The 21,423-nt window shown below is 65.5% G+C and carries 24 protein-coding genes; 12 read left to right on the forward strand and 12 right to left on the reverse strand.

Annotation, left to right across the window (positions count from 1 at the left end):
- Positions 1-4 precede the first annotated feature (4 nt).
- The 3 genes from H8F27_RS08860 to H8F27_RS08870 all read right to left on the reverse strand — a co-directional run bounded on the left by H8F27_RS08860 (position 5) and on the right by H8F27_RS08870 (position 2,345).
- Positions 5-1,117, reverse strand: coding sequence for a tetratricopeptide repeat protein (locus H8F27_RS08860; protein ID WP_197147798.1), 1,113 nt, complete (start codon positions 1,115-1,117; stop codon positions 5-7).
- Positions 1,117-1,881, reverse strand: a complete 765-nt coding sequence (locus tag H8F27_RS08865; protein ID WP_197147799.1) for a hypothetical protein — start codon at positions 1,879-1,881, stop codon at positions 1,117-1,119. Before H8F27_RS08865 ends, H8F27_RS08860 begins: the two co-directional genes overlap by 1 nt.
- 65 nt (positions 1,882-1,946) lie before the next feature.
- Positions 1,947-2,345: a hypothetical protein gene (locus tag H8F27_RS08870; RefSeq protein ID WP_197147800.1), complete on the reverse strand. Its 399-nt coding sequence runs from the start codon at positions 2,343-2,345 to the stop codon at positions 1,947-1,949.
- A gap of 54 nt (positions 2,346-2,399) precedes the next feature.
- Between H8F27_RS08870 and H8F27_RS08875 the strand changes: the two genes are divergently transcribed.
- Entirely contained in the window at positions 2,400-2,657 is a 258-nt protein-coding gene (locus H8F27_RS08875) for a hypothetical protein (protein WP_197147801.1), read from the forward strand.
- Positions 2,654-3,628 carry a hypothetical protein gene (locus H8F27_RS08880; protein ID WP_197147802.1) on the forward strand — a complete coding sequence of 325 codons (975 nt, stop codon included), beginning with the start codon at positions 2,654-2,656 and terminating at the stop codon, positions 3,626-3,628. The genes H8F27_RS08875 and H8F27_RS08880 overlap by 4 nt, the downstream gene beginning before the upstream one ends.
- Here H8F27_RS08880 and H8F27_RS08885 read toward each other — a convergent pair.
- On the reverse strand, positions 3,621-3,971 hold the full coding sequence (locus H8F27_RS08885; protein ID WP_197147803.1) for a tetratricopeptide repeat protein: 351 nt from the start codon (positions 3,969-3,971) through the stop codon (positions 3,621-3,623). The two genes, H8F27_RS08880 and H8F27_RS08885, sit on opposite strands and share 8 nt — an antisense overlap.
- 19 nt (positions 3,972-3,990) lie before the next feature.
- Between H8F27_RS08885 and H8F27_RS08890 the strand changes: the two genes are divergently transcribed.
- Entirely contained in the window at positions 3,991-4,137 is a 147-nt protein-coding gene (locus tag H8F27_RS08890; RefSeq protein ID WP_197147804.1) for a hypothetical protein, read from the forward strand.
- Positions 4,138-4,242: 105 nt separating this feature from the next.
- On the opposite strand, the gene H8F27_RS08895 is transcribed toward H8F27_RS08890, so the two are convergent.
- Positions 4,243-4,455: a hypothetical protein gene (locus tag H8F27_RS08895; RefSeq protein WP_197147805.1), complete on the reverse strand. Its 213-nt coding sequence runs from the start codon at positions 4,453-4,455 to the stop codon at positions 4,243-4,245.
- 715 nt (positions 4,456-5,170) lie between these two features.
- Here H8F27_RS08895 and H8F27_RS08900 point away from each other — a divergent pair.
- Together H8F27_RS08900 and H8F27_RS08905 are read left to right on the forward strand one after the other, a co-directional pair.
- A complete protein-coding gene (locus H8F27_RS08900) occupies positions 5,171-6,307 on the forward strand; it encodes a hypothetical protein (protein ID WP_197147806.1) in 1,137 nt (378 codons plus the stop codon).
- Positions 6,308-6,423: 116 nt separating this feature from the next.
- Positions 6,424-6,894 carry a hypothetical protein gene (locus H8F27_RS08905; protein ID WP_197147807.1) on the forward strand — a complete coding sequence of 157 codons (471 nt, stop codon included), beginning with the start codon at positions 6,424-6,426 and terminating at the stop codon, positions 6,892-6,894.
- 80 nt (positions 6,895-6,974) lie between these two features.
- Here H8F27_RS08905 and H8F27_RS08910 read toward each other — a convergent pair whose 3' ends face one another.
- From H8F27_RS08910 to H8F27_RS08920, 3 genes are all read right to left on the reverse strand, one after another.
- Positions 6,975-7,823: an RAD52 family DNA repair protein gene (locus H8F27_RS08910; RefSeq protein ID WP_197147808.1), complete on the reverse strand. Its 849-nt coding sequence runs from the start codon at positions 7,821-7,823 to the stop codon at positions 6,975-6,977.
- Between the two features lie 105 nt (positions 7,824-7,928).
- Positions 7,929-8,552 carry a siphovirus Gp157 family protein gene (locus H8F27_RS08915; protein ID WP_197147809.1) on the reverse strand — a complete coding sequence of 208 codons (624 nt, stop codon included), beginning with the start codon at positions 8,550-8,552 and terminating at the stop codon, positions 7,929-7,931.
- Between the two features lie 68 nt (positions 8,553-8,620).
- The gene (locus H8F27_RS08920) at positions 8,621-9,118 is read right to left on the reverse strand and encodes a hypothetical protein (RefSeq protein ID WP_197147810.1); all 498 of its coding nucleotides are present in this window, start codon (positions 9,116-9,118) and stop codon (positions 8,621-8,623) included.
- A gap of 312 nt (positions 9,119-9,430) precedes the next feature.
- Between H8F27_RS08920 and H8F27_RS18025 the strand changes: the two genes are divergently transcribed.
- Together H8F27_RS18025 and H8F27_RS08925 are read left to right on the forward strand one after the other, a co-directional pair.
- Positions 9,431-9,559 (forward strand): hypothetical protein, encoded by a 129-nt coding sequence (locus H8F27_RS18025; RefSeq protein WP_255517687.1) that lies wholly within the window; start codon positions 9,431-9,433, stop codon positions 9,557-9,559.
- A 189-nt stretch (positions 9,560-9,748) separates the two neighbouring features.
- Positions 9,749-11,080 (forward strand): Fic family protein, encoded by a 1,332-nt coding sequence (locus tag H8F27_RS08925; RefSeq protein ID WP_231596162.1) that lies wholly within the window; start codon positions 9,749-9,751, stop codon positions 11,078-11,080.
- A 26-nt stretch (positions 11,081-11,106) separates the two neighbouring features.
- On the opposite strand, the gene H8F27_RS08930 is transcribed toward H8F27_RS08925, so the two are convergent.
- The gene (locus H8F27_RS08930) at positions 11,107-12,279 is read right to left on the reverse strand and encodes a Fic family protein (protein WP_197147811.1); all 1,173 of its coding nucleotides are present in this window, start codon (positions 12,277-12,279) and stop codon (positions 11,107-11,109) included.
- Between the two features lie 371 nt (positions 12,280-12,650).
- Between H8F27_RS08930 and H8F27_RS08935 the strand changes: the two genes are divergently transcribed.
- From H8F27_RS08935 to H8F27_RS08945, 3 genes are all read left to right on the forward strand, one after another.
- The gene (locus tag H8F27_RS08935) at positions 12,651-13,181 is read left to right on the forward strand and encodes a cytochrome b/b6 domain-containing protein (RefSeq protein WP_197147812.1); all 531 of its coding nucleotides are present in this window, start codon (positions 12,651-12,653) and stop codon (positions 13,179-13,181) included.
- A gap of 82 nt (positions 13,182-13,263) precedes the next feature.
- Positions 13,264-13,596 (forward strand): hypothetical protein, encoded by a 333-nt coding sequence (locus tag H8F27_RS08940; RefSeq protein WP_197147813.1) that lies wholly within the window; start codon positions 13,264-13,266, stop codon positions 13,594-13,596.
- Between the two features lie 36 nt (positions 13,597-13,632).
- Positions 13,633-14,106, forward strand: a complete 474-nt coding sequence (locus tag H8F27_RS08945) for a hypothetical protein (protein ID WP_197147814.1) — start codon at positions 13,633-13,635, stop codon at positions 14,104-14,106.
- 41 nt (positions 14,107-14,147) lie between these two features.
- On the opposite strand, the gene H8F27_RS08950 is transcribed toward H8F27_RS08945, so the two are convergent.
- Together H8F27_RS08950 and H8F27_RS08955 are read right to left on the reverse strand one after the other, a co-directional pair.
- Positions 14,148-16,670 (reverse strand): glycogen/starch/alpha-glucan phosphorylase, encoded by a 2,523-nt coding sequence (locus tag H8F27_RS08950; RefSeq protein ID WP_197147815.1) that lies wholly within the window; start codon positions 16,668-16,670, stop codon positions 14,148-14,150.
- Complete coding sequence (locus tag H8F27_RS08955; protein ID WP_231596163.1) at positions 16,667-19,078, reverse strand: phosphoketolase; 2,412 nt, start codon at positions 19,076-19,078, stop codon at positions 16,667-16,669. Before H8F27_RS08955 ends, H8F27_RS08950 begins: the two co-directional genes overlap by 4 nt.
- A gap of 141 nt (positions 19,079-19,219) precedes the next feature.
- Here H8F27_RS08955 and H8F27_RS08960 point away from each other — a divergent pair, with 141 nt between their 5' ends.
- A complete protein-coding gene (locus H8F27_RS08960) occupies positions 19,220-20,575 on the forward strand; it encodes a cation:proton antiporter (protein WP_197147817.1) in 1,356 nt (451 codons plus the stop codon).
- Positions 20,547-21,104 (forward strand): isoprenylcysteine carboxylmethyltransferase family protein, encoded by a 558-nt coding sequence (locus H8F27_RS08965; RefSeq protein ID WP_197147818.1) that lies wholly within the window; start codon positions 20,547-20,549, stop codon positions 21,102-21,104. The genes H8F27_RS08960 and H8F27_RS08965 overlap by 29 nt, the downstream gene beginning before the upstream one ends.
- Here the strand turns inward: H8F27_RS08965 and H8F27_RS08970 are convergent.
- The gene (locus H8F27_RS08970; protein WP_370594402.1) at positions 21,064-21,411 is read right to left on the reverse strand and encodes a hypothetical protein; all 348 of its coding nucleotides are present in this window, start codon (positions 21,409-21,411) and stop codon (positions 21,064-21,066) included. The two genes, H8F27_RS08965 and H8F27_RS08970, sit on opposite strands and share 41 nt — an antisense overlap.
- Positions 21,412-21,423 lie beyond the last annotated feature (12 nt).

Consider the following 21,423-nt stretch of genomic DNA (forward strand, 5'->3'; position numbering starts at 1 on the left):
ACGGTCATAGTTTCTTCCCCATTTGCTCTTGCAGACGCATCGCCTCCTGGTACTCCGCCTCGATCCCCAGGCCTGAGTCATCATCCGGCGTCAGCCGTTTCATACCCACGTGGATCAGGCAAGCGAGGGCCAGGTCGCTCCAGCTGCCGGGCAGGTTCTTGAGGCTGCGCGCGGTGCCGGGTTCATTGATCTGCAGCCCGCCCTGGCCCACGGCTGCCACTTCGCTGAGCACGGCAATGAAGCGCTGCTGGTCCATCCCCTCGAACAGCTGCAGGGCCTGGAGGCAGTAGCTCACGGCGTCCTGCCGGAGGCCCTCCGGCTGATCGACGCGCAGATCGCGGGCGGCGATGCTGCCCCGCAGATCCTTGGCCTTGTTCGCCAGCTCGCCGTAGGGCTGGGCCTCGATCACCTGCAGCAGCAGCCGATCGGCCTCGCCTCTGTGCTCTTCGGGATCGAGCTGCAGCAACGCCCGGGCCAGGTTGAAGGTGGTGATCAGGTCATCCGGCGCCACCGCCAGGGCTTGGCGGAACCGCTCGACGCCAGCGGCAAAGGCCCCGGCGATCACCAGCAGGCTGCCGAGGCTGCGCAGGGCAAAGCTGTTCTGCGGCTCCAACTCGATCGCCGCTTCCAGGGCCTGGCGGGCTTCTGCCTTGTCGCCCAGCCGCATCGCGGCCAGGGCCAGCGCCACCAAAGCATTCGCCTGGGCGTGGGCATTGCTGGCGTTGGCGACCACTGCCCGGCGCAGCAGCAGCCGGGCTTCTTCTGGCTTGCCCTCTTCGCTGGCGAGCACGCCGAGGTTGTAGAGGGCTTCGGGGTGCTCGGGCTCCAGCTGCAGCAGGGTTTCCAGCAGCGGCCGGGCTTCATCGAACCGGCGCTGCTGCAGCAGTGGGCCGATGGAGGCCATCGCAGGGGCCTCAGGCGCCGTGGGCTCCCAGGCCACCTCGATGCGGCCGGCGGCGAACACCACCGACAGCTGCCCGCCAATGGAGGCGTAGGACTTCTGGAAGTAGTCGGTCACCGCCCGGCGGAAGGCCTCGGTGCCGGGGGTGCGGCTGCCTTCCGGCAGCAGCGAGTCATCAAAGCCGGCCTCTTCGATCGAAAACGCAGTGCCTTCCATCACGGCGTCTTCCAGACGTACCAGCGGCTCAGGCCCAGCTTCTCGGCCCAGCCATCGATGATCTCCCGGTCGGGATCCGCCGTGGTGGGCTCGGCGCGGGTGAGGGCGATGAGCTCCCTGGCCAGCGCCTCAAACCCTGCCGCCTGGTACGGAATCGCCAGCGGCGGGATGCCCACCAGCTCGGCGGCCTGGAAGGCATAGGCGGCATTCATCGCCCGGCTGGCCTTCACCACCGCAGCGGGGCTCATCTTGTCGACCTCGGCGTTGAGGCAGGGCACGTTCTGCTGCACCTGGCCCTGCAGCACCGCCGCCTGCAGGCCCCGCAGCTCCGGCAGCTGCTCGAACAGCCAGCGATCAGCCCAGAGGCCAGGGCCCGTCGAGCGCAGCTGCAGCATCAGCCCGTCGTAGAAGCGCAGCCCGGCCTGCCTTGCCTGGGCCAGGCCGATGGAGCCCTTGAACATCTTCTCCACCTGGGCCACCACCTTCTCTCTGGCCTCCCGCTTCTCAGTGAGGTTCACCCGCTGCTCGGGCGGCACCTGCACGATGCGCAGCAGCAGGGCGGCCTCAAAGGCCACGTGGTAGCTGCTGGCCTCATCGGCATCGCGGTAGGCGATCAGGTGGGCCTGGTAACCCTCCGTCGCCGGTCGCACCGTGGCCAGGGTGCCCAGGTCGGCCTGCTGGGCCACCGCCACCGGCAGACCGCTGACCTCCTCCACCTGCTGGAGCAGGCGGTTCACAGCCGGCAGGAGCGCATGGGCAGGCATTGCCAGGCTGCAACGGGCAGGGACGCCCCCACGGTATCCAGCGCTAAAGCAGATCTCCCATACCTTCAGCCGAAACCCTTGGCCGGCCCGCGGGACCCTGGCGGCAGCAGCGGGATTTCGATCACCGCGTCCTGCTCCACCGGGTAGCCCTCCATCTCCAGATGGATGTCGCTGCACACCAGCGTCAACGGCGGCTCCAGATCCTGGGCCTCCATGAACACCAGCACCACGTCTTGCCCTGGCCCGGCGGCATCGGGATGGCGCTTGACGTCCTGCTGGAACCGCAAGGACGTGTACTTCTTGAGGTCGGGCCGGGCCGAGAGCACGTTCGTGCGCAGGAAGCGGGCGTTGCCGTACTCGGTCTGGTTGACGAACGTGTCGTAGGGCTCATCGCCATCGGGCCCGGGCAGGTCGTCCTGGGTGGTGATCCGGATGTCCTTCACGGCAGGGCTGGGCGTGGGCACTGCACCCAGCATCCGTGATCCAGCCAGGATGGGGAACGCCCGCCAGAGAGCACCGTGAGCGCACCCCTGCAGATCGGCGACACCGTGCGCTTCTCCCGGGCCTTCCTGCAGTCGATGGCGATGGTGAGCGGCCCTGATGCCCCCACCAGCAGCGGACCCTTCGCGCGGGGCACGGTGACCGCCATCGCACCGATCACCCCCAACAGCCCGATGGTGGTGGCGACGGTGAGTTGGGCTGATGGCGCCACCACCCAGGTGAACGTGACCAACCTCGAGGTTCAGCCTGGCCCCCCCCCGCTCACGCCTCGATGAGCCGGCTGACGCCTGAATCGATCCGCGCCTCCCAGGCCGAACTGCCGCCGATCGGGACGGTGATCACCGAGCTGCGGCGCCAGGACCCTTACATCCAGCAGGAGCAGCACCGCTACCGCTCGCCGCGGGGCTTTCAGAGCTGGGCCAATCACCTGGCTTATGCCGCTCTCATCGAGGGCGGGCTGCAGGTGATGGATGAGCTCAACGATCCGATCGGCTTCTGGGCCGCCACCACCTGCCGCTGGGCCCGGATCGTGGAGGCCCCGCCCCGGTTCCTGGCGCCGGAGCTGGCCGAGGCCTTCCGCCGCACACCCTCTCCTCGGCTGGATGAGGACTTCCCGCAGGTGCTGCCCTGCTTCCGGTTGATGCTCCCGGATGGCGCCCTGTTCACCGAGGACAAGGTGCCGATCCCGGTGGTGATCGTGGCCGACCTGCGGGCGATGGCCGACTGGCTGCCGCCCCAGGCCCAGCGGATCGGCGGCATCAGCTGCGTGGGCCTGGCCCTCGATGGCACCAGCTACCTCACCCGCCACTCCTTTGAGCAGATCGGCGAGCGCAACCCCACCGTGGACGACCTCAGCCATCCAGCCTGGCAGTGGGACGAGCAGGCCGTGCAGAGCACCAACCAGCGGATGGAGGGCCTGGCCATCAACGCCCTGCTGGTGCAGCTCTACCAGCCGGAACTGCTGACCACCGGCCCCGCCGCCAAGGTGCGCAGCGGTAAGGGGTTCGCCGGTGCTGCAGATACAGAAGGCACAGTGAGCCCGCAGGGTCCGGTGTGGATCGGCAAGGACTTCCGGCTGGATCGCACCCCCAGGGCTGCCGCCAGCAACAGCACCTCAGGGGGGGGCGGCGGTGCCGCCCGGCGGCCCCACTGGCGCCGGGGCCATTGGCACACCGTTCTGCATGGTGAGAAGCGTCAGAGCCGGCGGATGCAGTGGTTCCAGCCGGTGTATGTGGGGCTCAGCTGAGCAGCCGGTGGCCGTTCAGCACCATCATCAGCACGTGGCGCGCCTCCAGGTTGTCGGGTTCACGCTCCAACAGCTGCTCCAGCAGAGGGATGGCCTCCTCATGGCGGCCGTCTTCCAGGAGCCAACGCACTTGCATCAGTTCGGTGCCGGGATCGCCCAGGGGGATCCAGCTGATTTCAAACAGTCCCTCGGTGTAGGAGCAGGAGAAGCTGCCCTCCATCCCCTCATACGGCTCCTGATACAGGGCAAACACCGCATCCACAAAGGCCTGGGACTCGATATCGCGGCTGTCCTCCGGCAGCCGCGAGAGATCCACGTCCTCCTCCCGAAACGAGACGGACATGGCAGGCAGTGCTGGAACCGTGGTCTCAGCCATTGAAACGGTGGGGACTCCCCTCAGGTTGCTGCCCCTGCAGATCCTCCCGCAGCTACTGGATCCAGTTGGACTGCTGCACGGCCTGGCGCTCGATCAGCAGATCATCAAAGAGTTGACCCAGGCGGGTCCTTGAAGCCGCCCCGTACCGAGAACAGGCCTTCGCGGCAGCCGTCCCCAGTTACAGCCGCAGAAGAGCCCGACGGTTCCCCGCCGGGCGATGAGCGACTGGGCTCGGGCTTCAGAGCACCTGCACCCAGCCCTGGGCGCCGAGCACCCGCTGCTGATTGGCAGCAAGGATCAAGGCCTCATCGCGGGGCACATAGTGAGGCATCGCTGAGATGTGCCCCTCGCGATCGAGGAAGAGCACCCGCAGGAGCTCACCGGCAGCCCCGAGGAGATGCACCGAGATGATGCGGATCGGGCAGGTGCGGCTGAGAGGAGTGGCGGCCATGGCTGTGCTGGCGAACGACACCGCCGTCAAGCCCCGGCGCAGCCTGCACCGCGCAAGGGGCGCGCAGCGACTCGCGTCAGCCCTTGCGCGGTGCGCAAGCCGGGGCAGGCCGGGTGGCGTGATCGCCAGGCACCCAGCAGTCCCACTCTTCCGCCCCTCCCGGGCAAGTAGTCGGAGCGGCAGGGTGCCCATCTCGGTTCTATCCCTGGAGGCCAGAAGCGGTCTCTATTAGTCGCAGCCGATCACAACAGCTGCAGCGCGAATAGCCGAAGCCCAGCGATTGCCGCCCAAACAGAAGGGGTGCTCAAGGCGCCAAGCGGGCCCAAGGGCACACCACAGGAGAACCATGTCAGCATGTGCTGACATAAATCCTGAGACTCTAACTTCGCAGATCTCTTGCAGCGCAAGGGGTTCTTGATCTGGAAACCTAAAGAAATCTGGAAGACTGTTTGACGGGGTCGTAGCTTACTAGCCCCCTGTGCATCATGCGGCACCGCAGGAAGCACAGGGGGCTAGTAAAAATCAATGGCTTCCCGGGAATTCTTCACTGACCGTGCTGGTCACTTCGTGGCAGGGCAGTTAATTTGTTCCCATCGGCCGTAACGCCATCTGTGGTGTCTGCGTAGGGGGAGACCCCCAGATGCAGCGCACCCAGGGGTCAAATGGCCGACGTGCTGCGCCAACAGCACGCCACTGATAACCGGAGGAGGTCATCTTGACCGAAGCTACCGCGCCACTGAGCGCGCAGCCAGATTGCGCGCGTCTTGTTTACGAGGCTGAACAGGCCCCGATTGCTGTCAACCGCAGCTCCAAAAAGCCCAGGGGACTGGATCACCTCAAGGAAATTCAGCCCCCAGCTGAAGCCAACGCCTACGCGGCGCAGCTGCGAAAGGTCCGCTACGGCCCTGCCACGCTGGACGCCTTCCTGATGCCGGATGGCAGCTTCCGCTTCTCGATGCGGAGCGCCGCGGCCTCGGTGCACATGCTCTCCAACTCCCAGGCTCAACGCACGATCGAGCGCGTTGTTCAGGGGAACATGCCTGAACCAGGGCCTGCCCAGACCCCTGTGATCGCAGGTGATCCAGCGGCCAGCACGCCCTGCCCAGGGCCTCTGCTGCTGGATGTGCCCTTTGCGGGGCCCGCTGGCTATGCGACGACCATGGACCACCAGACGCTGATCCGCTTCTGGGGGGAGCTCAGCCGGACGTCGCGGACCTATGGCCCGGCTGCAGTGCGCATGCTGGAGATCGGCGCTGAGGTTTCACTGATCGCGCTGTGCCAGCAGGCCTTTGGGATCGTGGACCACCGCTCGGTGGAAGAGCGGCTGTTGGAAGCCTGGATCGACCTCGGTACAGAGCGCCCTGAACCTCTGTTTGATGCCCAGTTCCGGCAGTTCTACGAATCGGTCGTTGGTCATCGCTGGGGGTCTCCCGCCACAGCGAGCTGCCTCGCTGATCTCGTGTATCACCGCATTCCGCCTCAGGTCTATCAGGCCCTGAAGGAGATCAACCCGGTGACCAGGCCGGTTCTGATCAACAGCAAAGGCGAGCAGGTCGGCTTCCGGCAGCGGCCCATGCACACCCTGATCAGCGATCCTGCGTTTGCTCGGGCGATCAAGCCGATCGTGGAGGCGGCGAAGGTTCTGCTGGCGATCACGCCAAAGGGACAGTTCCGCGAAGTGTTGAGGGTCCTGGACTCGACAAACCCGCGGTACAAATGCCGCGGCCGCAAGGCTCTCGGCGGCGCGAGCAATCAGCCCCGACTGGCGCCTGCCCCCGCGAAGTGGCCCCATCAGCTTGATGGGAGCCGTGCCAAGCAAATGCCGTTGCTTGTTGATCAGTCATGTGCCTGAAAACCAGGCGTTCATCAACTGGGAAGCTGCATCTCCCTCGGTTCCGGCAGGGGTTCAAGACTCAGACCCTGTTGCCCTTTCGTTCTCAACGTCCACAGACCACGCCCACGTTCGTGATGACCGAATCCCAGCCCTCGACGGGCATCCTGCATCAGATCAACTGGTATGGAACATCCCCTTATGGGGTTCCATTCGCTGTCGTCAGCATCATCGATGCAGCCAATAACCTCCACCGGGCGCTGGCCTGCAGTCGGCGCTTCGGTGACCTGTCACGCCTCTCTGAGTTTGAGGGCTTGCGCGTGAATCTGGTGGCAACTCCCAATGGGCTCCAGCTCAAGCCGATTGCCGACCAGATCCCGCCTGAGCAACAGCTTCAAGAGGATGCTCATCTGGAGGCGATGGACAAACACGGTGTTGCTCCGCTTGATGCTGCCAACTCGATCCATGTCATGGGAGCCTCGTTCGACGCAGCCGACCCGGCAGCGGAGACCATTCCCCTGAACAGGCTGCAGGAAGTGGCAGCGACCGTGGCCAAGCTGGCACGGGATCTGCGGCTCCCTACATGCGTGTGGATCCACCTTCCGTAGGACCAGCTGAACCAGCCCATCGCGTCTGCCCCCCGCCATCCGGCGGGGGTTTTTTGATGTCGTGGGCCGGCCTGCGAATCTCAGGCCGCCTCAACAGGAACCAGCTGAACTCTGCTGGGCTGGTGCTGCACCAGGAAGGCTTCGATCCAGTCGTGATGACACTGCTGGCAGATCCGATCAGCAATCGAGGGGGCATCGGACGGCACCTGGAAGCGCTTGCGGAACGCCTTGGTGAAGCCCTCCAGGGCAGGCCGAGGCAGAGAGCGGATGGTGCTGTGGAGCTGGTGGATCGTGGCGGTATCCAGCGGTGCCAGGGCAGGATCAACCTGCTCCGCTTCAGGGGGCTGCACTGCCGGACCCCGCTGGGGCGGGCTGGGCTGTTGAGATCCATGCTGCGTGGCTCGGGTGACGACAGGAGCAGGATCCCGTTGCTCGGGGCGGCCCCGTTCCTCTCCACCGGCCGATGAGGTCACGCCGCGCTGAAGACGGTCATACAGGGCCAGGCCAAATGGGTTCCCGAAGGTCATCAGGGCCCGCTTCATGGCATCGGTCTCGGCTTCCTTGATGGCCGATTCGTGGGCCTGGCCCAGGTCGATGTCGATGCCGTGGCCGGCCCCGCTGCCCTCACGGATCAGGGGGCTGCATTCGCCAGCACCCACCGTGATGCGGACTCGTGCGGTGTAGGTGACGCCCCAGCCCGAGCGACCATCACGGCCAATGGAGCGCTCGCTCTGGTTGACGCACTCCACGGCGATGGTTTCGCGCTGCCAGCCGTCAAAGCCAAAGATGCGATTGGCTTCGGCGATGGCTTGCCAGCCCTCCAGGTAGCTGACCTTGGCGCGACCCTGCTCGCGCTGCTTGACCTTGGAGCGATCGAGCGGAGCCGAGAGAGCGGCGACCTGCTCAGGTGAGAAGACGGCGGTGGTCATGGCTGTTTTCCGGGGGTGAGGACGGTTGGAGATCGGGATTGGAGGACAGGGGCCCACTCCAGGCGCGGGCCCGTTGGGAAGGGGCGATGCCCCCTCTGGCTGCCGTCAGTGGATGCGCCAGGAACGGCGGGAAAGGAGCTGAGCGCCGCTGATCTGGCGACCAGCCTTGAGGGCCTCTTTGATGGCGGCTCGATCCGGCTTGCTGGTGGTCGTGACCATGAGCCACTCGGAATCGAGGGCCTCTTCGTCGTCGATCACGACGGCCGAGGACTTGCGGCTGCTGAGCTCGTGATTGGGGAACGAGAAGCGGGTGGCTGCTGGTTGCAGCTGGGTGAGGACGAAGACCAGCGACTCCTCCAGGGAATCGGCGCGGCCGGCATCGGAGCGGGCCAGATCGCTGAGGCGCTTGGCCTGCTGCTGGCGGTAGGCGGCCTGGCCGCGCAGGTGCTCGATCACCCAGCAGGTGGCATCGGCCTTGGCCGCCAGGGCTGCTTTGTTGCCCTCCTCTGCAAGGAGTGCCGCCTCCAGCTCGGCGAGGGCTGAAGCGCGGTGCCCTGGATCATCCGCCTCCAACTGCTCAGCCAGCTGGCCGATGGCACTGGTGAGCTCCTGGGCCTCGATGCCCAGCTGCCATAGGGAACCGGACCGCTGCAGGGAACAGGCAGGACCTGAGGCTTCCGGGGCCGAAGCAGTGGCGGCAGCGGTGGGGATGGTGGTGAGAACGGCCATGACGGTGAGAGGAGAGAAGGGGAATGGAGCAGTAGGCGCCACAGAACGCCAAAGGCTTGTGGTGGGTATCAGGGACGGGTGACCCCTGCCGGAACGGCCCAGAGCCCGGCGGACGTGCTGACCTCGGCCACCGAGATCGGCACCGGCGAACGGGAGGCCATGCGGCGGGCCTGCTGCACGAGCGAGGCGGTGCCAAGGCCCCCGGGGAACGCCACCACCAGCACCGAGGCGATCGAAACCGGGGAGGTGTGGGCCACGGCCCGGGCAATGGCCTGCTCGAGTAGCTCCCGATTGCGGATCGGACCAGCCGCGCGGCCGTGCCGCTCCCACTGGGCTGGCATCACCACGGAAGACCAGCCCAGCTGATGGGCCGCGCGGCCAATGGCGACATCGGCGCCACGGGCCCCGCCATGGAGAACCAGATGCACCAGCCGGCCGCCCGCGCGGGCGAGCAGCTCAGCGGCAACGCGCTGATGGGGCCAAGCCAGATCACGGCCGCCGCCGGCAGCGATCACCAGAGAGCGCGCCGGAACAATTTCCGGCCGCGATTGAATACATAAGGCCATGGATTCAGTTGCCAGAAGGACAACTGATCGGGGCATCACTGCCGCTTAGGCATACGCAGCTGTGATGGCGAGACCAGGGGATGAGGTTGCCGCCGGCGATGGGCTCTTGGCCTTTGGCGCAGCTCTTATTCTACCAGTACAAATGCACTCTGCAGCGGACAGAGTGGCTGCAGGGCAATGGATCTGCACAAAGCAAAGCCATCCGCTGGCGGACTTGAAAACTGATCAGCAAGACCGCCAGATTTAGCCCTGAATGCTCAGCTGGCCGCGCAGCCGCGCGAGGAGGCCTGGGGCCCTCCTCTGCCCCCATTGATGCGGGCGAATGCCCGGCCACCGCAGCCGCGGGAGAGCGGCCCTGCCCGCCACCCCAACACCGGCCCCCAGAGCGGAGGGCGGCGGCGGCTGGCCGATGCACGCCACGGCGCAGCCGTGGCACGCTGAAGGACGGCCGTCGCCGACTGGAGCACCTCTCGAGCGAAGGCAGGCACCTCACTCAGTGCCAAGCGCCTCAAGATGGCCAGGCAGTGCTTGAGGCCTCTTTTCAGGCAGCCATGGGGTTTCTGCCTCTCGGGCACGAGCACAACTCCTAATCATCTCCTAATTTGGGCAAAGTTAGGAGTTCATTGGGAGTTGTCCACCCGTCTGCCCCGCAGGCCTCCGCCGATGGAGGGATTGCTCGCCCAGGGCGGCGGGCTGCAGGAGGCCATGCCCGTGCTCGCGCAACTGGCCGCGGCTACGCAAGGGGATCGCTATCTCCACTGGGATGAGCTGCGTCATCGCCCGCCGCCGCAAGGGCTCAGTCATGAGCAGTGGTGGCTCGCCGAGAAGCTTGCTCGCCGGGGCACAAGCATTGCGTTGCCTCTGCTGAGCAGCGATGGCGGCCCCTTCTGGCTCTGCCAACCGCCGATGCTGCTCAAGGGCCTCCATGAGATCGACATGAAGGCCGGCGCCAGCGTGATGGCCCCGGAAGCCGTCACCACTCCCTCCACCCGCGATCGCTACCTGCTGAGCTCGCTGATGGAGGAGGCGATCACCTCCTCCCAGATGGAGGGTGCGGCGACGACGCGGGATGTGGCCAAGGCCATGATCCGCAGCCGCCGTGCGCCCCGGGATCGCTCCGAGCAGATGATCCTCAACAACTACCGGACAATGCAGCGCATCCGGGAGCTCAAGGATCAGCCATTGACCCCGCAGCTGGTGCTGGATCTCCACCGGCTGGTGAGCCAGGACACGCTGGATGATCCGGCTGATGCCGGCCGGCTGCGCCCTCCTGGCAAGGAGGTGGTGGTGGATGACGCCTACGGAACGGTGTTCCACGTGCCTCCACCAGCCGGAGAGCTGGAGCAGCGCCTGGAGCTGCTGTGCAGGTTTGCCAACGGTGAGACCCCGGCGGTGTTCCTCCACCCTGTGGTGCGAGCCATCACCCTGCACTTCTGGTTGGCCTACGACCACCCCTTCTGCGATGGCAACGGCCGCACGGCCCGGGCGCTCTTCTACTGGGCGATGCTCCATCAGGGCTACTGGCTGTTCGAGTTCATCTCGATCTCCTCGGTGATCAACAAAGCCCGGGGCCAGTACGAGCGCTCGTTCCTGCTCAGTGAGAGCGACGACAACGACCTCACCTACTTCCTGCTGACCCAGGTGAAGGTGATCCAGCAGGCCATCACCAACCTGCACGCCTATCTGGAGCGCAAAGCCGGCGAGGTGGGCGCCCTGCAGCGGCGACTGGAGGGCATGGAGGGGCTCAACCACCGCCAGCTGGCCCTGCTGCGCCATGCCCTGCGGCACGCAGGCTTCCGCTACACGGTGCTCTCCCACCAGAGCAGTCATGGCGTGAGCAACCAGACGGCCCGCAGTGATCTGCAGAAGCTGGCGGGCCGTGGTCTGCTGGTTCCGGGGAAGGATGGCAAGCGGGAGATCTTCCGCGTGCCGGCTGATCTGGCGACGCGGCTACCGGGCTGAGCTGCCGTCAGCCCACCCGCTTTCTTTCAGAGCGGTTCGGCGCCTTCGCTGAGGATGGCCAGATAGGCGTCGTAGGCAAAGAGGCGATTGCGCTGGCCGCCAGTGATCTCCCGCGCAATGCCGAGTTTCACGAGGGCCTCCAGAGCTTTTGCAGCGGTCGGAAAGCTCAGGTCACAGGCGGCGCTGAGCTGACCGATGCTGTTCAGTGGCCGCCGGCAGAGGGCCGCAAACACCCGACGCACACTGGGGCCGGAGCGACCCAGCCCGCCCAGCTTGGCCTCGTCGGTGCGGAACAACGCCAGCAGCCGGTGAGCGGTGGTGACTGCGGCTGTCGCCGTGCTCTCCACCCCTTCCAGGAAGAAATCAATCCAGGCCTCCCAGTCGCCATTCAGGCGGACGCCATTGAGCAGTTCGTAGTAGCGGCTGCGGTGTTGCTTGAAGAACAAGCTCAGGTAGAGCAAAGGCTGCTGCAGAACCCCGGCATCGATCAGCATCAACAGGATCAGGAGCCGGCCCAAGCGGCCGTTGCCGTCCAGAAACGGGTGGATGGTTTCGAACTGCACATGGGCCAGGGCAGCTCGCACCAGCACCGGCAGGGCATGGGCCCCGTCAGGCGTGCCATGGATGAAGTGCTCCAGCTGGCCCATGCACGTCTCCACCAGTCCCGGGGGTGGCGGCACGAAGCTGGCGTTGCCAGGTCGGGTGCCGCCGATCCAGTTCTGACTGCGGCGGAACTCCCCGGGCAGCCGGTCGGCTCCGCGGCCCCTTGCCAGCAGCCGGGCGTGGATTTCGCGCAGCAGACGGGAGGAGAGCGGGAAGCCCTCCCGCAGCCGCGTGAGGCCGTGCTCCATTCCCGCCACATAGCTGGAGACTTCGACCACATCGTTGAAGGGAACGCCTGGGGCTTCCTCCAGCTCAAACAGCAGCAGGTCGGAGAGGGACGACTGGGTCCCCTCGATCTGGGAGGACAGCAGGGCCTCCCGCCGCACGTAGGCGTAGAGGAATAGTTCGGGATCGGGCAGCAAGGAGGAGACGCCATCCAGACGGCCGCAGGCCAGCAGCGCCCGTTCATGCAGCGTCTGGAGAGCACCCTCAAGCAGCACAGGCGGCTCTGGCGGCAACGGGGTCGGGGCAAAGGCGCGAACGGACTCGCCAGCGGTGCTGGTGATCTCGTAGCGGCCCGTGCCGTCCCGCTGCATGGGCCCTCCCCCGCGAACCTTGAACAAGGCTGCATCTTATTCAAGGGAAACGGGCTTTCCTTGAATAAGGCTGCATGGGGCGTGGCCTGTGCGGGTTCTCCGCCCCGGTCATGTCAAGCCCATGGCTCGCTGGCTCCGGGCAAGCGGATGCGGGGTTTCGCTGCCGCTCGGGGCGCGCTGGAGAGTCGCTTGTTGTCGCTCTTGGCTGCTCCTGGTCGACCTCGATGGACCTGATTTAGGCAAGTCACTAGGCAAGAGGTGCCCAGACCCCTTGCAGTACCTGTGGCCCAGGCGGTTTCCTAAACCGTAGGTCGTGGGTTCGAGTCCCGCCAGCCCCGTGCTCCAGTAGTCCTCTGCAGCCGCCAGCTCCGATGGGCCGCCCCTACCAACCTTCCCTGCTAAGGCTGCTGCACGGGGCCACCGCTGTTTTGGTGCCCCTGGCCTGGCTGAGTGGGCTGCTGGTGTACTCGAACCTCGATGGCCGCTGGGGTCGCCTGCCCTGGCGGATCGGCGGAGACTGGATCGACCTCCACGGCAGCACTGGGGTCCTGCTCTGGCCGGTGACCCTGCTGTTTGGCGTCTATGCCCTCAGCGTTGGCCGGCGGCGCCTGCAGCAGCCGGCCAACGCCCTGGCCCTGCTGGCCCTGGCCCTGGCGGTGGGCAGCGGCAAGTTGATGCAGGAAGACTGGCTGCGCCAGGGCGTGCTCGATCACTGGGTGTACGGCGTCCATCTGGTGGCCTGGCTGGCCATTGCCCTCTGCGTTGCAGTGCATGTGGGGGCGGTGCTTCAGCGGGGCGGCCTTCCCCTGGCCCGCTCGATGGCCAGCTGGCGCATGCAGGCCAACGATCAGCCGCGCCATTGGATCGGCCAGGTCCGTCGGGCCATGGGCCAACGGCGCTGAGTAATCGGGTAGTGCCCACTGCCGGTAGTGGTCTTTTCAATTTGACCACCGGGGCTAGCGTGGCCCCAATCGTCTGATCGCGGTGACCCAGCTCCATGACCTGCGTCTGCGCCTGCTGGTGCAGCAGGAGAGCGAACGTATCGCCGCCAGTCAGCCCGACGAGCTGGATCTCTCAGTGGTTCAGGCCCGCTGCCTCTGCTGGCTGGCCCTTCTGGCCAAATCCCACGAGGAGCAGGCCACAGATGCGGAGCGTCGCGGCGACACCGAGCAGGCCATGGGTTGGTTTGCCGATTCGATGCGCCTGCGCGACGTGATCAATGTGGTGTCCTCCATTGAGATTCCCCTGCCCGCCGCCAGTGGCGAGATCGACGACTCCAGCGAAGACCTGCCTGACTGGGGCCCCCTGGCGGCATGAGTGCCATGATGGAATCTGAGAACGGAAGGGAAAGCGGTGCCCGAAGAGCCCTGCCAATGCCCTGATTGCCAGCGTTTTTACCGGGAACATGACCGGCTGATCCGCGAAAATCCCACCCTGCGTCAGCAGCAGGAGCTCAGTTGGGCTGCGCTGCAGTCTTTTCGAACCCTGGCGGGTCGGGTTATGGAGGAGTTGCAGAAGCAGCAGGAGGCAAGCGATTCGGCTGCCAATCAGTCAGTCTCTGCCCCCCAGGGCCCCGGGGCAGTGGCCGATGAGGCCGTGGAGCCCGATGCGGTGCAGCAGGCGATGGCCGATCTGGAGAATATCAACGCCCATCTGTTTTCGATCGAGGCGCTGATGGAGCGCATCTTTGACGTGCGCGTGCCTGAAGAGGTGGAACAAAAATTCCGCGAGGTTGCCGGAGAACTGGCCCCCGACCCCCTCAACGCCGATCGGCTCAGGCTAAACCGCCTGCTGCACCAGACCCCGGACCTGCCGGATCGGGGCTGAGCCCCTATCCCATTTGCTGGCCTTAATCTGTCTTTCAAGAATTAATCCGTTTCGCAGGTGATCGTTACTGGGAAGCTCTCAGCTTTCCAGATGCGTTCGGCGTATTCCTCGATTGAGCGATCGGAGGAGAAGAAGCCGCTGCGGGCGGAATTGAGCAGGGACATGCGGTTCCAGAGGCCCCGATTTGCCCAGGTGCGATCCACTTCGGCCTGCGCGCGCAGGTAGTCGTTGAAATCCGCAAGCACAAAGAAGGGATCCCGGCCGGTGAGGTTCTGCAGCAGCGGTCTGAACAGATCGCCATCGCCATTGCTGAAGTGGCCCTGCTCCACCAGCCGCAGGATCTCGGCGAGCTCGGGCATGGCGCCGATCAGCTCCCAGGGGCGGTAGCCGCACCGGGAGAGGTCGGAGATTTCTGCGGCGGTTTTGCCGAACAGGAAGAAGTTTTCAGCCCCCACCTGCTCGCGGATCTCCACGTTGGCACCGTCCAGGGTGCCGATGGTGAGGGCCCCATTCATGGCAAATTTCATATTGCCCGTGCCGGAGGCCTCCTTGCCGGCGGTGGAGATCTGTTCGGAGAGATCGGAGGCCGGGTAGACCCGCTCGCCCAGCTTGACGTTGTAGTCGGCCAGGAAGATCACCCGCAGGCGCCCGTCCATGTCGGGGTCGGCATTGATTGTTTCGGCGATGCCGTTGATGAAACGAATAATCAGTTTGGCCATGTAGTAGCCCGGCGCCGCCTTGCCGCCGAAGATCACCGTGCGCGGGGCCATCCCCTCGGCTTGGCCGTTCTTGATACGCAGGTACTGGGCCACCACCTGCAGGGCATTGAGGTGCTGGCGCTTGTACTCGTGGATGCGCTTGACCTGCACATCAAAGAGCGAAGCCGGATCCACCAGCACGCCGGTGTGGCTGTGGATGTAGTGGCTCAGCTTGCACTTCACCGCCAGCTTGGTGGCCTCCCAGCGTTCCAGGAAGCCGGTGTCGTCGACGAACTGCTCCAGCTTGCGCAGCTCGTCGAGCCGGTTGATCCAGCCCTCTCCGATCGACTCGTTCAACAGGGCTGAGAGCTGGGGATTGGCCAGGGCCACCCAGCGCCTCGGTGTGACCCCATTGGTGACGTTGGTGAACTTCTCGGGCCATAGGGCCGCGAATTCAGGAAACAGCTCGGTTTTGACCAATTCGCTGTGCAGGGCCGCCACACCGTTGACGTGGTGGGAGGCCACGGTTGCCAGGTTGGCCATGCGCACCGCCTTGCCACCCTCCTCGTCGATAATCGAAACCTTGCTCAGTATCTGCTCATTGCCTGGGTATTTCAGGCGCACCTGCTGTAGGAAGCGGCGGTTGATCTCGTAGATCAACTCCAGATGGCGGGGCAGCAGGGAGCCGAACAGCTCGAGACCCCACTTCTCCAGGGCTTCAGGTAGCAGGGTGTGGTTGGTGTAGGAGAGGGCGCGGCTGGTGATGCTCCAGGCCTCCTCCCACTCGAGGTGTTTGTCGTCGATCAGCAGGCGCATCAGCTCGGCCACCGCGATTGCCGGGTGGGTGTCGTTGAGCTGCACCGACCAGTGGTCGGGGAAGTCGGTGATGGGGAGACCGCGGGCATCCAGGTTGCGGATCATGTCCTGGAGCGAGCAACTCACGAAGAAGTGCTGCTGCTTGAGGCGCAGGCGGCGGCCCTCGTCGGTGCCGTCATTGGGATAGAGCACCTTGGATAGGGTCTCGCTGCCCACCTTCTCTTCGACAGCGCCGTAGTAGTCGCCGATGTTGAAGGCGTAGAAGTCGAAGGATTCGGCGGCGTCGGCCCGCCACAGACGCAGGCGGTCGCAGGTGTTCACCCGGTAGCCCAGCACCGGCACATCGTGGGGGATGCCGATGGCGTGCTCGCTTGGAATCCAGCGCACCCGGTAGGTGCCGTCGTCGTCGCGGTAGCTCTCGGTGCGGCCGCCGAAGCCCACAAAGCAGGCCTGGTCGGGGTGGGGCAGCTCCCAGGGCCAGCCGCTCTTGAGCCATTTGTCGGTGATCTCCACCTGCCAGCCGTCCCGGATCAGCTGGTCGAAGATCCCAAATTCGTAGCGGATGCCGTAGCCAGTGGCCGGGATCTCAAGGGAGGCCAGGGATTCGAGGAAGCAGGCCGCCAGCCGGCCCAGGCCGCCGTTGCCCAGGCCCGGCTCCTCCTCGACGTCGAGGATCTCGTTGATGTCGTTGATGCCAAAGCGACGCAGGGCCTCGGCCGCTTCCTCCTGGATGCCGAGCATCAGCAGGTTGTTGCCCAGTTGGGGGCCGATCAGGAATTCGGCCGAGAGGTAGGCGACTACCCGGGTAGGGGTGGCGCTGATCGCTTCAATCCCCGCCAGGTAGCGGGTCATCAGCCGGTCGCGCACGGCGTAGCTCAGCGCCATGTAGAGGTCGTGGCGGCTGGCGGTGGGGGCCAGCTTTCCGAGTGTGTAGAAGAGGTGGCTGGTCAGGCCGTCGAAGACGTCGTCTGCGGTCAGGCCACTGCGGTCGGGTTCGGCGTAGCAGCCAGGCGTCGGCAGGCGCAGGTTGCTGGGTTGGAGATCGCTCATCGCGGTAATACTGCGTCATGGGCCAGCTCGGAGCCGAGGTCCCAGCGCCAGTTCGTCACGTTTTCCGCATCGATGCCGTGCTGGTGGGCGTAGGCGCGGTTAGCCAGGATCGATTCTTTCATGCGCTCCTTGATGTGGGCGGCGCGGGAGCCAAGCCCGGGCACTCGGTCAATGACGTCCATAACCAAATTAAAGCGGTCGATCTGATTGTTCATCGCCAGTTCTAGTGGAGTATTGATGTTGCCCCTTTCCTTGTATCCACGCACGTGGAAGTTGGCGTGGTTGGTACGGCGATAGGTGAGCCGGTGAATCAGCCAGGGGTAGCCATGAAAGTTGAAGATCACCGGTCGATTCGTGGTGAACAGGCTGTCGAAGTCGTGATCGCTGAGGCCATGGGGGTGCTCGCTGGGTTGGGTGAGGGCAAACAGCTTGACCACGTTGAGCACCCGAATTTTGAGGCTGGGGATCGCCAGGCGCAAGATTTGCACAGCTGCCAGGGTCTCTTTGGTGGGGATGTCGCCAGCGCAGGCCATGACGACGGCTGGGTCTTCAGGGTCGCTGTTGCAGTCGTCGTTGCTGGCCCAGCTCCACAGGCCAATCCCCTTGGCCACATGGGCGCGCGCCTGCTCGAGCGTGAGGTATTGGAGATGGGGTTGTTTGTCGCTAACGATGATGTTGCAGACGTTGGTTTCCACCAGGGCCTGCTCGGCAACGGCCAGCAGGCAGTTGGCATCGGCGGGCAGATAGACCCGCACCACGTCGCCGCTCTTGTTGCCGGCCAGGTCAATGAAGCCCGGATCCTGGTGGGTGAAACCGTTGTGGTCCTGCCGCCAAACCGTGCTGGAGATCAGGCAGGTCCAGGCGGAGATCGGCGCCCGCCAGGGGGCATGGTGTATGCAGCTCTCCAGCCACTTGGCGTGCTGGTTGAACATCGAGGCAATGACATGGGCGAAGGCCTCGTAGGTATGGAAAAGCCCATGCCGGCCCGTCAGCAGGTAGCCCTCCATCATCCCCACCAGGGTGTGCTCGCTCAGCATTTCCACCACCCGGCCACTGCGGCTCAATTCGCCGCCGTTGGAGTCTTCGGGAAGCAGCTCTTCGAGCCAAACCTTCTTACTGCGTTCGTAGATGGCCTGGAGCCGGTTGGAGGCGGTTTCGTCCGGGCCGAAAACCCTCACTGAATCGGGGTTGAGCCCGATGGTGTCGCGCACCAGTGCGCCCAGGGGCGCGGTGTTTTCGTGCTCCAGCTGGCCGGGGCCGGCGACGGCGACGGCGTAGCTCTCCAGGGGGGGCAACAGCAGCCGGCGCCTCAGCAGGCCGCCATTGGCGTGGGGGTTGGAGCCCATGCGGCGCTGTCCGCTGGGCGAGAGGGCTTGCAGGTCGAGCCGCAGGCGGCCCTGGCCATCAAAGAGTTCCTCGGGGCGGTAGCTCTGCAGCCAGGTCTCCAGCTGCTGCAGCTGGGCCGGATCGCCCTTGGGGTTTGGCAGGGGGACCTGGTGGCTGCGCCAGAAGCCCTCGAGTTTGTTGCCATTGAGTTCCTTAGGCCCGGTCCAGCCTTTCGGGGAGCGCAGCACAACCATGGGCCAGGCCGGGCGGCTGACGTCGGTGGGATCACCGCTGCGACGCGCTTCCATTTGGATCTGCTGGATCCGGTCGATGGCGTTGTCCATGGCGGTGGCCATGGCGGCGTGCATCGCCAGCGGTTCGCTGCCCTCCACGAACAAGGGATCCCAGCCATAGCCGAGCAGCAGGCTGGCCAGCTCCGCCCGGGGGATGCGGGCCAGGAGGGTGGGATTGGCGATCTTGTAACCGTTGAGGTGCAGCACCGGCAGCACGGCGCCGTCGCTGGCGGGATTGAGGAATTTGTTGATGTGCCAGCTGGTGGCAAGGGGCCCGGTTTCGGCCTCGCCATCGCCGACGCAGGCCAGGGCGATCAGCTCCGGGTTGTCGAACACCGCCCCGCAGGCGTGGGAGAGCACATAGCCCAGCTCGCCCCCCTCATGGATCGAGCCGGGCGTTTCGGGGGTGCAGTGGCTGCCGATGTGGCCGGGGAAGGAGAACTGCCTCAGGAAGCGGCCCATGCCGACGGCGTCCTGGGATTTGTCGGGATAGATCTCGCTGTAGGAGCCGTCCAGGTAGGTGGGGGCCAGTACCCCCGGCGCGCCATGGCCCGGCCCGGAAAGGTAGATCATGCTCAGGTCGTGGGCCCGGATCACCCGGTTGGCATGGGCCCAGATGAAGGCCTGGCCCGGGCTGGAGCCCCAGTGGCCCAGTAGCCGGTTCTTGATGTGTTCCGGCCGCAGCGGCTCCCTCAGCAGGGGGTTGGCCTGCAGGTAAATCATGCCCACCGCCAGGTAGTTGGCGGCCCGCCACCAGCCGTCGAGCAGTTGCAGCTGGGCCGAGGTCATCGTTGCCGCCATGCCCAGTGCACGAATTCCTCATCCTGAACGTAGCCATGGCTGCTACGCAGCAGCTTTAAGCCCGGATAAAGATGGGATCCCCATATCTGGGATCCGGTCCACCTAGGGTCGCCCCCACGCTCTCTTTCCATGGGTCTGCCCGCGCTACTGCTCGAAATCGGCAGTCATCAGTCCGAGGTGGCTGAAACCCTCATCTCCGTGGGGGAGTTCCTGGTCATTTTTGTGGCTGCGCGCCTACTGGCGGAGCTGATGGTGCGGGTCCAGCTGCCCACGATCCTGGGCGAGCTGGTCGCCGGCGTGCTGATCGGAGTATCCGGTTTGCACCTGATCGTGCCGCCCGACACCCAGGCCCAGCTCAGCGGCTGGGGGCTGGGGTTGCTCAGCTCCCTCGCCGATCTCTCCCCGGAAATGGTGCAGGAGATCTACATCGAGACCTTCCCAAATCTGGAGGCGGTCTCCCAGATCGGCCTGTTTGCCCTGCTGTTTCTCACCGGTTTGGAGAGCGAGCTCGACGAGCTGGTGGCGGTGGGTGCCCAGGCCACCACGGTGGCAGTGACCGGCGTGGTGCTGCCCTTTGCCCTCGGCACTGCGGGCCTCTATTACCTCTTCGATGTGCCGCTGATTCCGTCGATCTTCGCCGGGGCGGCGATGACCGCCACCAGCATTGGCATCACCGCCAGTGTGTTCGGCGAGTTGAAGTTTCTACGCACCCGCGAGGGGCAGACCGTGATTGGCGCTGCCGTACTCGATGACATCCTCGGCATCGTGATCCTGGCCGTGGTGGTCAGCCTGGCCGGTGGTGAGGGCTTCAGTCTGGGCCCGATCCTCAAGCTGGTGGCAGCAGCGGGGGTTTTTGTGGCGGCGGCCCTTTTTCTGAGCCGCACCGCGGCCCCTGGCTTCGACTGGCTGCTCGACCAGCTCAAGGCCCCTGGCGAGGTCGTGGTGGCAGCCTTCGTCGTGCTGTCGCTGTGTTGCTTCGTGGCCCAGGCGATCGGCCTGGAGGCGGCCTTGGGCGCCTTTGCCGCTGGCCTGATCCTGAGTGGTTCCAAGCACACCCATGCCATTCAGGACACGGTCAAACCGCTGGTGGCCCTGTTCGCCACGATTTTCTTTGTGCTGATCGGCACGGGAATGGATCTGACGGTGCTCAATCCGCTTGACCCGGCAAACCGGGAAGGGTTGATCGTGGCGGCCTTTCTGCTCACCGTCGCCATCATTGGCAAGATTGCGGCTGGCTGGAGCTACATCAGCAAAGAGAAGACCAACCGCTTGGTGGTTGGCCTGGGCATGATGCCCCGCGGCGAGGTGGGTCTGATCTTCCTGGGTCTGGGCACCCAGGCTGGTCTGCTTACCAAGCCGCTGGAAGCGGCCATCTTGCTGATGGTGATTGGCACCACCTTCCTGGCTCCGATCCTGCTCAGACTGGTGTTAGGAGCTAGTGCCGGAGGGCCCGATCTTGATCCGCTCGCCGAAAACCCAACCTGAGTTCCCCGGGCCGAGGCGCTGGGGCCTTAGCTGGGGTGGCTGGATCGACAACCGCCACGGTGAGTGGTGGTTGCTGGCCCAGCTGGTCCTGATAGCCGCCCACCTGCTACACCCTTGGCCGGCTCCAGGGGCATGGGGTTACGCCTGGCCCCTGCCGGTTGCTCTTGGCGGGGCCTTGCTGTTTCTGCTGGGGCTGATGTTGGCGGCCCAGGCGTTCTGGGGGCTTGGAGCCAGCCTCACCCCCCTGCCCGATCCGATTCCCGGTGCTGCCCTGGTCACCGTTGGTCCCTACGGTCGCTGCCGCCACCCCCTCTATCAGGCCCTGCTGCTCTGCTCCCTGGGGGTGAGCCTTGCCCTGGGCAGCCTGCTGCACCTGGCCCTGCTGCTGGCCCTGGTCGCCGTGCTGGGGGGCAAGGCCAGGCGGGAGGAGCGATCCCTTGAGATCCTGCATCCCGACTACGTCACCTACCGGGCAAGCACCCCGGCAATCATTCCCCGTCTTCCCTGGCTCGACTGGCGAGTGCTGTGAACAGCCCCCAGCCAGCGGCGATCAGGCCGAGGCTGCTGGCCCAGTCTGGGCCCAGGGCCCAGCTCAGGGCCAGGTCGGCCAGCACGCCGATGGCCAGGGCCAGCAACAGGCTGCTGAGCACCAGCAGCAGCTGCTGGGCGGCCCCCGGCAGGGCGCCTGCGGCGAGGGCCTCCTCCAGGCGCCCCAGGGGCCCGCTCAGGGGTAGGTAGAGCGCCAGGGCCCACAGGGCGACCCCCGGCAGGAACGGGGTCCAGTCGGGGCTGGGGTAGAGCAATGGCCGGAAGCGGATCTCCCTAGCATCAACCAACCCGGTGACCTA

It is taken from the genome of Synechococcus sp. CBW1108, assembly GCF_015840335.1.
In the GTDB taxonomy this organism is placed as follows: domain Bacteria; phylum Cyanobacteriota; class Cyanobacteriia; order PCC-6307; family Cyanobiaceae; genus Cyanobium_A.

What these genes read in the sequence shown, in the direction of transcription:
- H8F27_RS08885 (WP_197147803.1), bottom strand. Translation starts at nt 3,971, where the DNA reads ATGTCCGTCTCGTTTCGGGAGGAGGACGTGGATCTCTCGCGGCTGCCG.
- H8F27_RS08930 (WP_197147811.1), bottom strand. Translation starts at nt 12,279, where the DNA reads ATGCAGCGGGACGGCACGGGCCGCTACGAGATCACCAGCACCGCTGGC.
- H8F27_RS08920 (WP_197147810.1), bottom strand. Translation starts at nt 9,118, where the DNA reads ATGGCCTTATGTATTCAATCGCGGCCGGAAATTGTTCCGGCGCGCTCT.
- H8F27_RS08935 (WP_197147812.1), top strand. Translation starts at nt 12,651, where the DNA reads ATGGGCCGCCCCTACCAACCTTCCCTGCTAAGGCTGCTGCACGGGGCC.
- H8F27_RS08865 (WP_197147799.1), bottom strand. Translation starts at nt 1,881, where the DNA reads ATGCCTGCCCATGCGCTCCTGCCGGCTGTGAACCGCCTGCTCCAGCAG.
- H8F27_RS08960 (WP_197147817.1), top strand. Translation starts at nt 19,220, where the DNA reads ATGGGTCTGCCCGCGCTACTGCTCGAAATCGGCAGTCATCAGTCCGAG.
- H8F27_RS18025 (WP_255517687.1), top strand. Translation starts at nt 9,431, where the DNA reads ATGCGGGCGAATGCCCGGCCACCGCAGCCGCGGGAGAGCGGCCCTGCC.
- H8F27_RS08910 (WP_197147808.1), bottom strand. Translation starts at nt 7,823, where the DNA reads ATGACCACCGCCGTCTTCTCACCTGAGCAGGTCGCCGCTCTCTCGGCT.
- H8F27_RS08955 (WP_231596163.1), bottom strand. Translation starts at nt 19,078, where the DNA reads ATGACCTCGGCCCAGCTGCAACTGCTCGACGGCTGGTGGCGGGCCGCC.
- H8F27_RS08905 (WP_197147807.1), top strand. Translation starts at nt 6,424, where the DNA reads ATGACCGAATCCCAGCCCTCGACGGGCATCCTGCATCAGATCAACTGG.
- H8F27_RS08915 (WP_197147809.1), bottom strand. Translation starts at nt 8,552, where the DNA reads ATGGCCGTTCTCACCACCATCCCCACCGCTGCCGCCACTGCTTCGGCC.
- H8F27_RS08880 (WP_197147802.1), top strand. Translation starts at nt 2,654, where the DNA reads ATGAGCCGGCTGACGCCTGAATCGATCCGCGCCTCCCAGGCCGAACTG.
- H8F27_RS08895 (WP_197147805.1), bottom strand. Translation starts at nt 4,455, where the DNA reads ATGGCCGCCACTCCTCTCAGCCGCACCTGCCCGATCCGCATCATCTCG.
- H8F27_RS08860 (WP_197147798.1), bottom strand. Translation starts at nt 1,117, where the DNA reads ATGGAAGGCACTGCGTTTTCGATCGAAGAGGCCGGCTTTGATGACTCG.
- H8F27_RS08950 (WP_197147815.1), bottom strand. Translation starts at nt 16,670, where the DNA reads ATGAGCGATCTCCAACCCAGCAACCTGCGCCTGCCGACGCCTGGCTGC.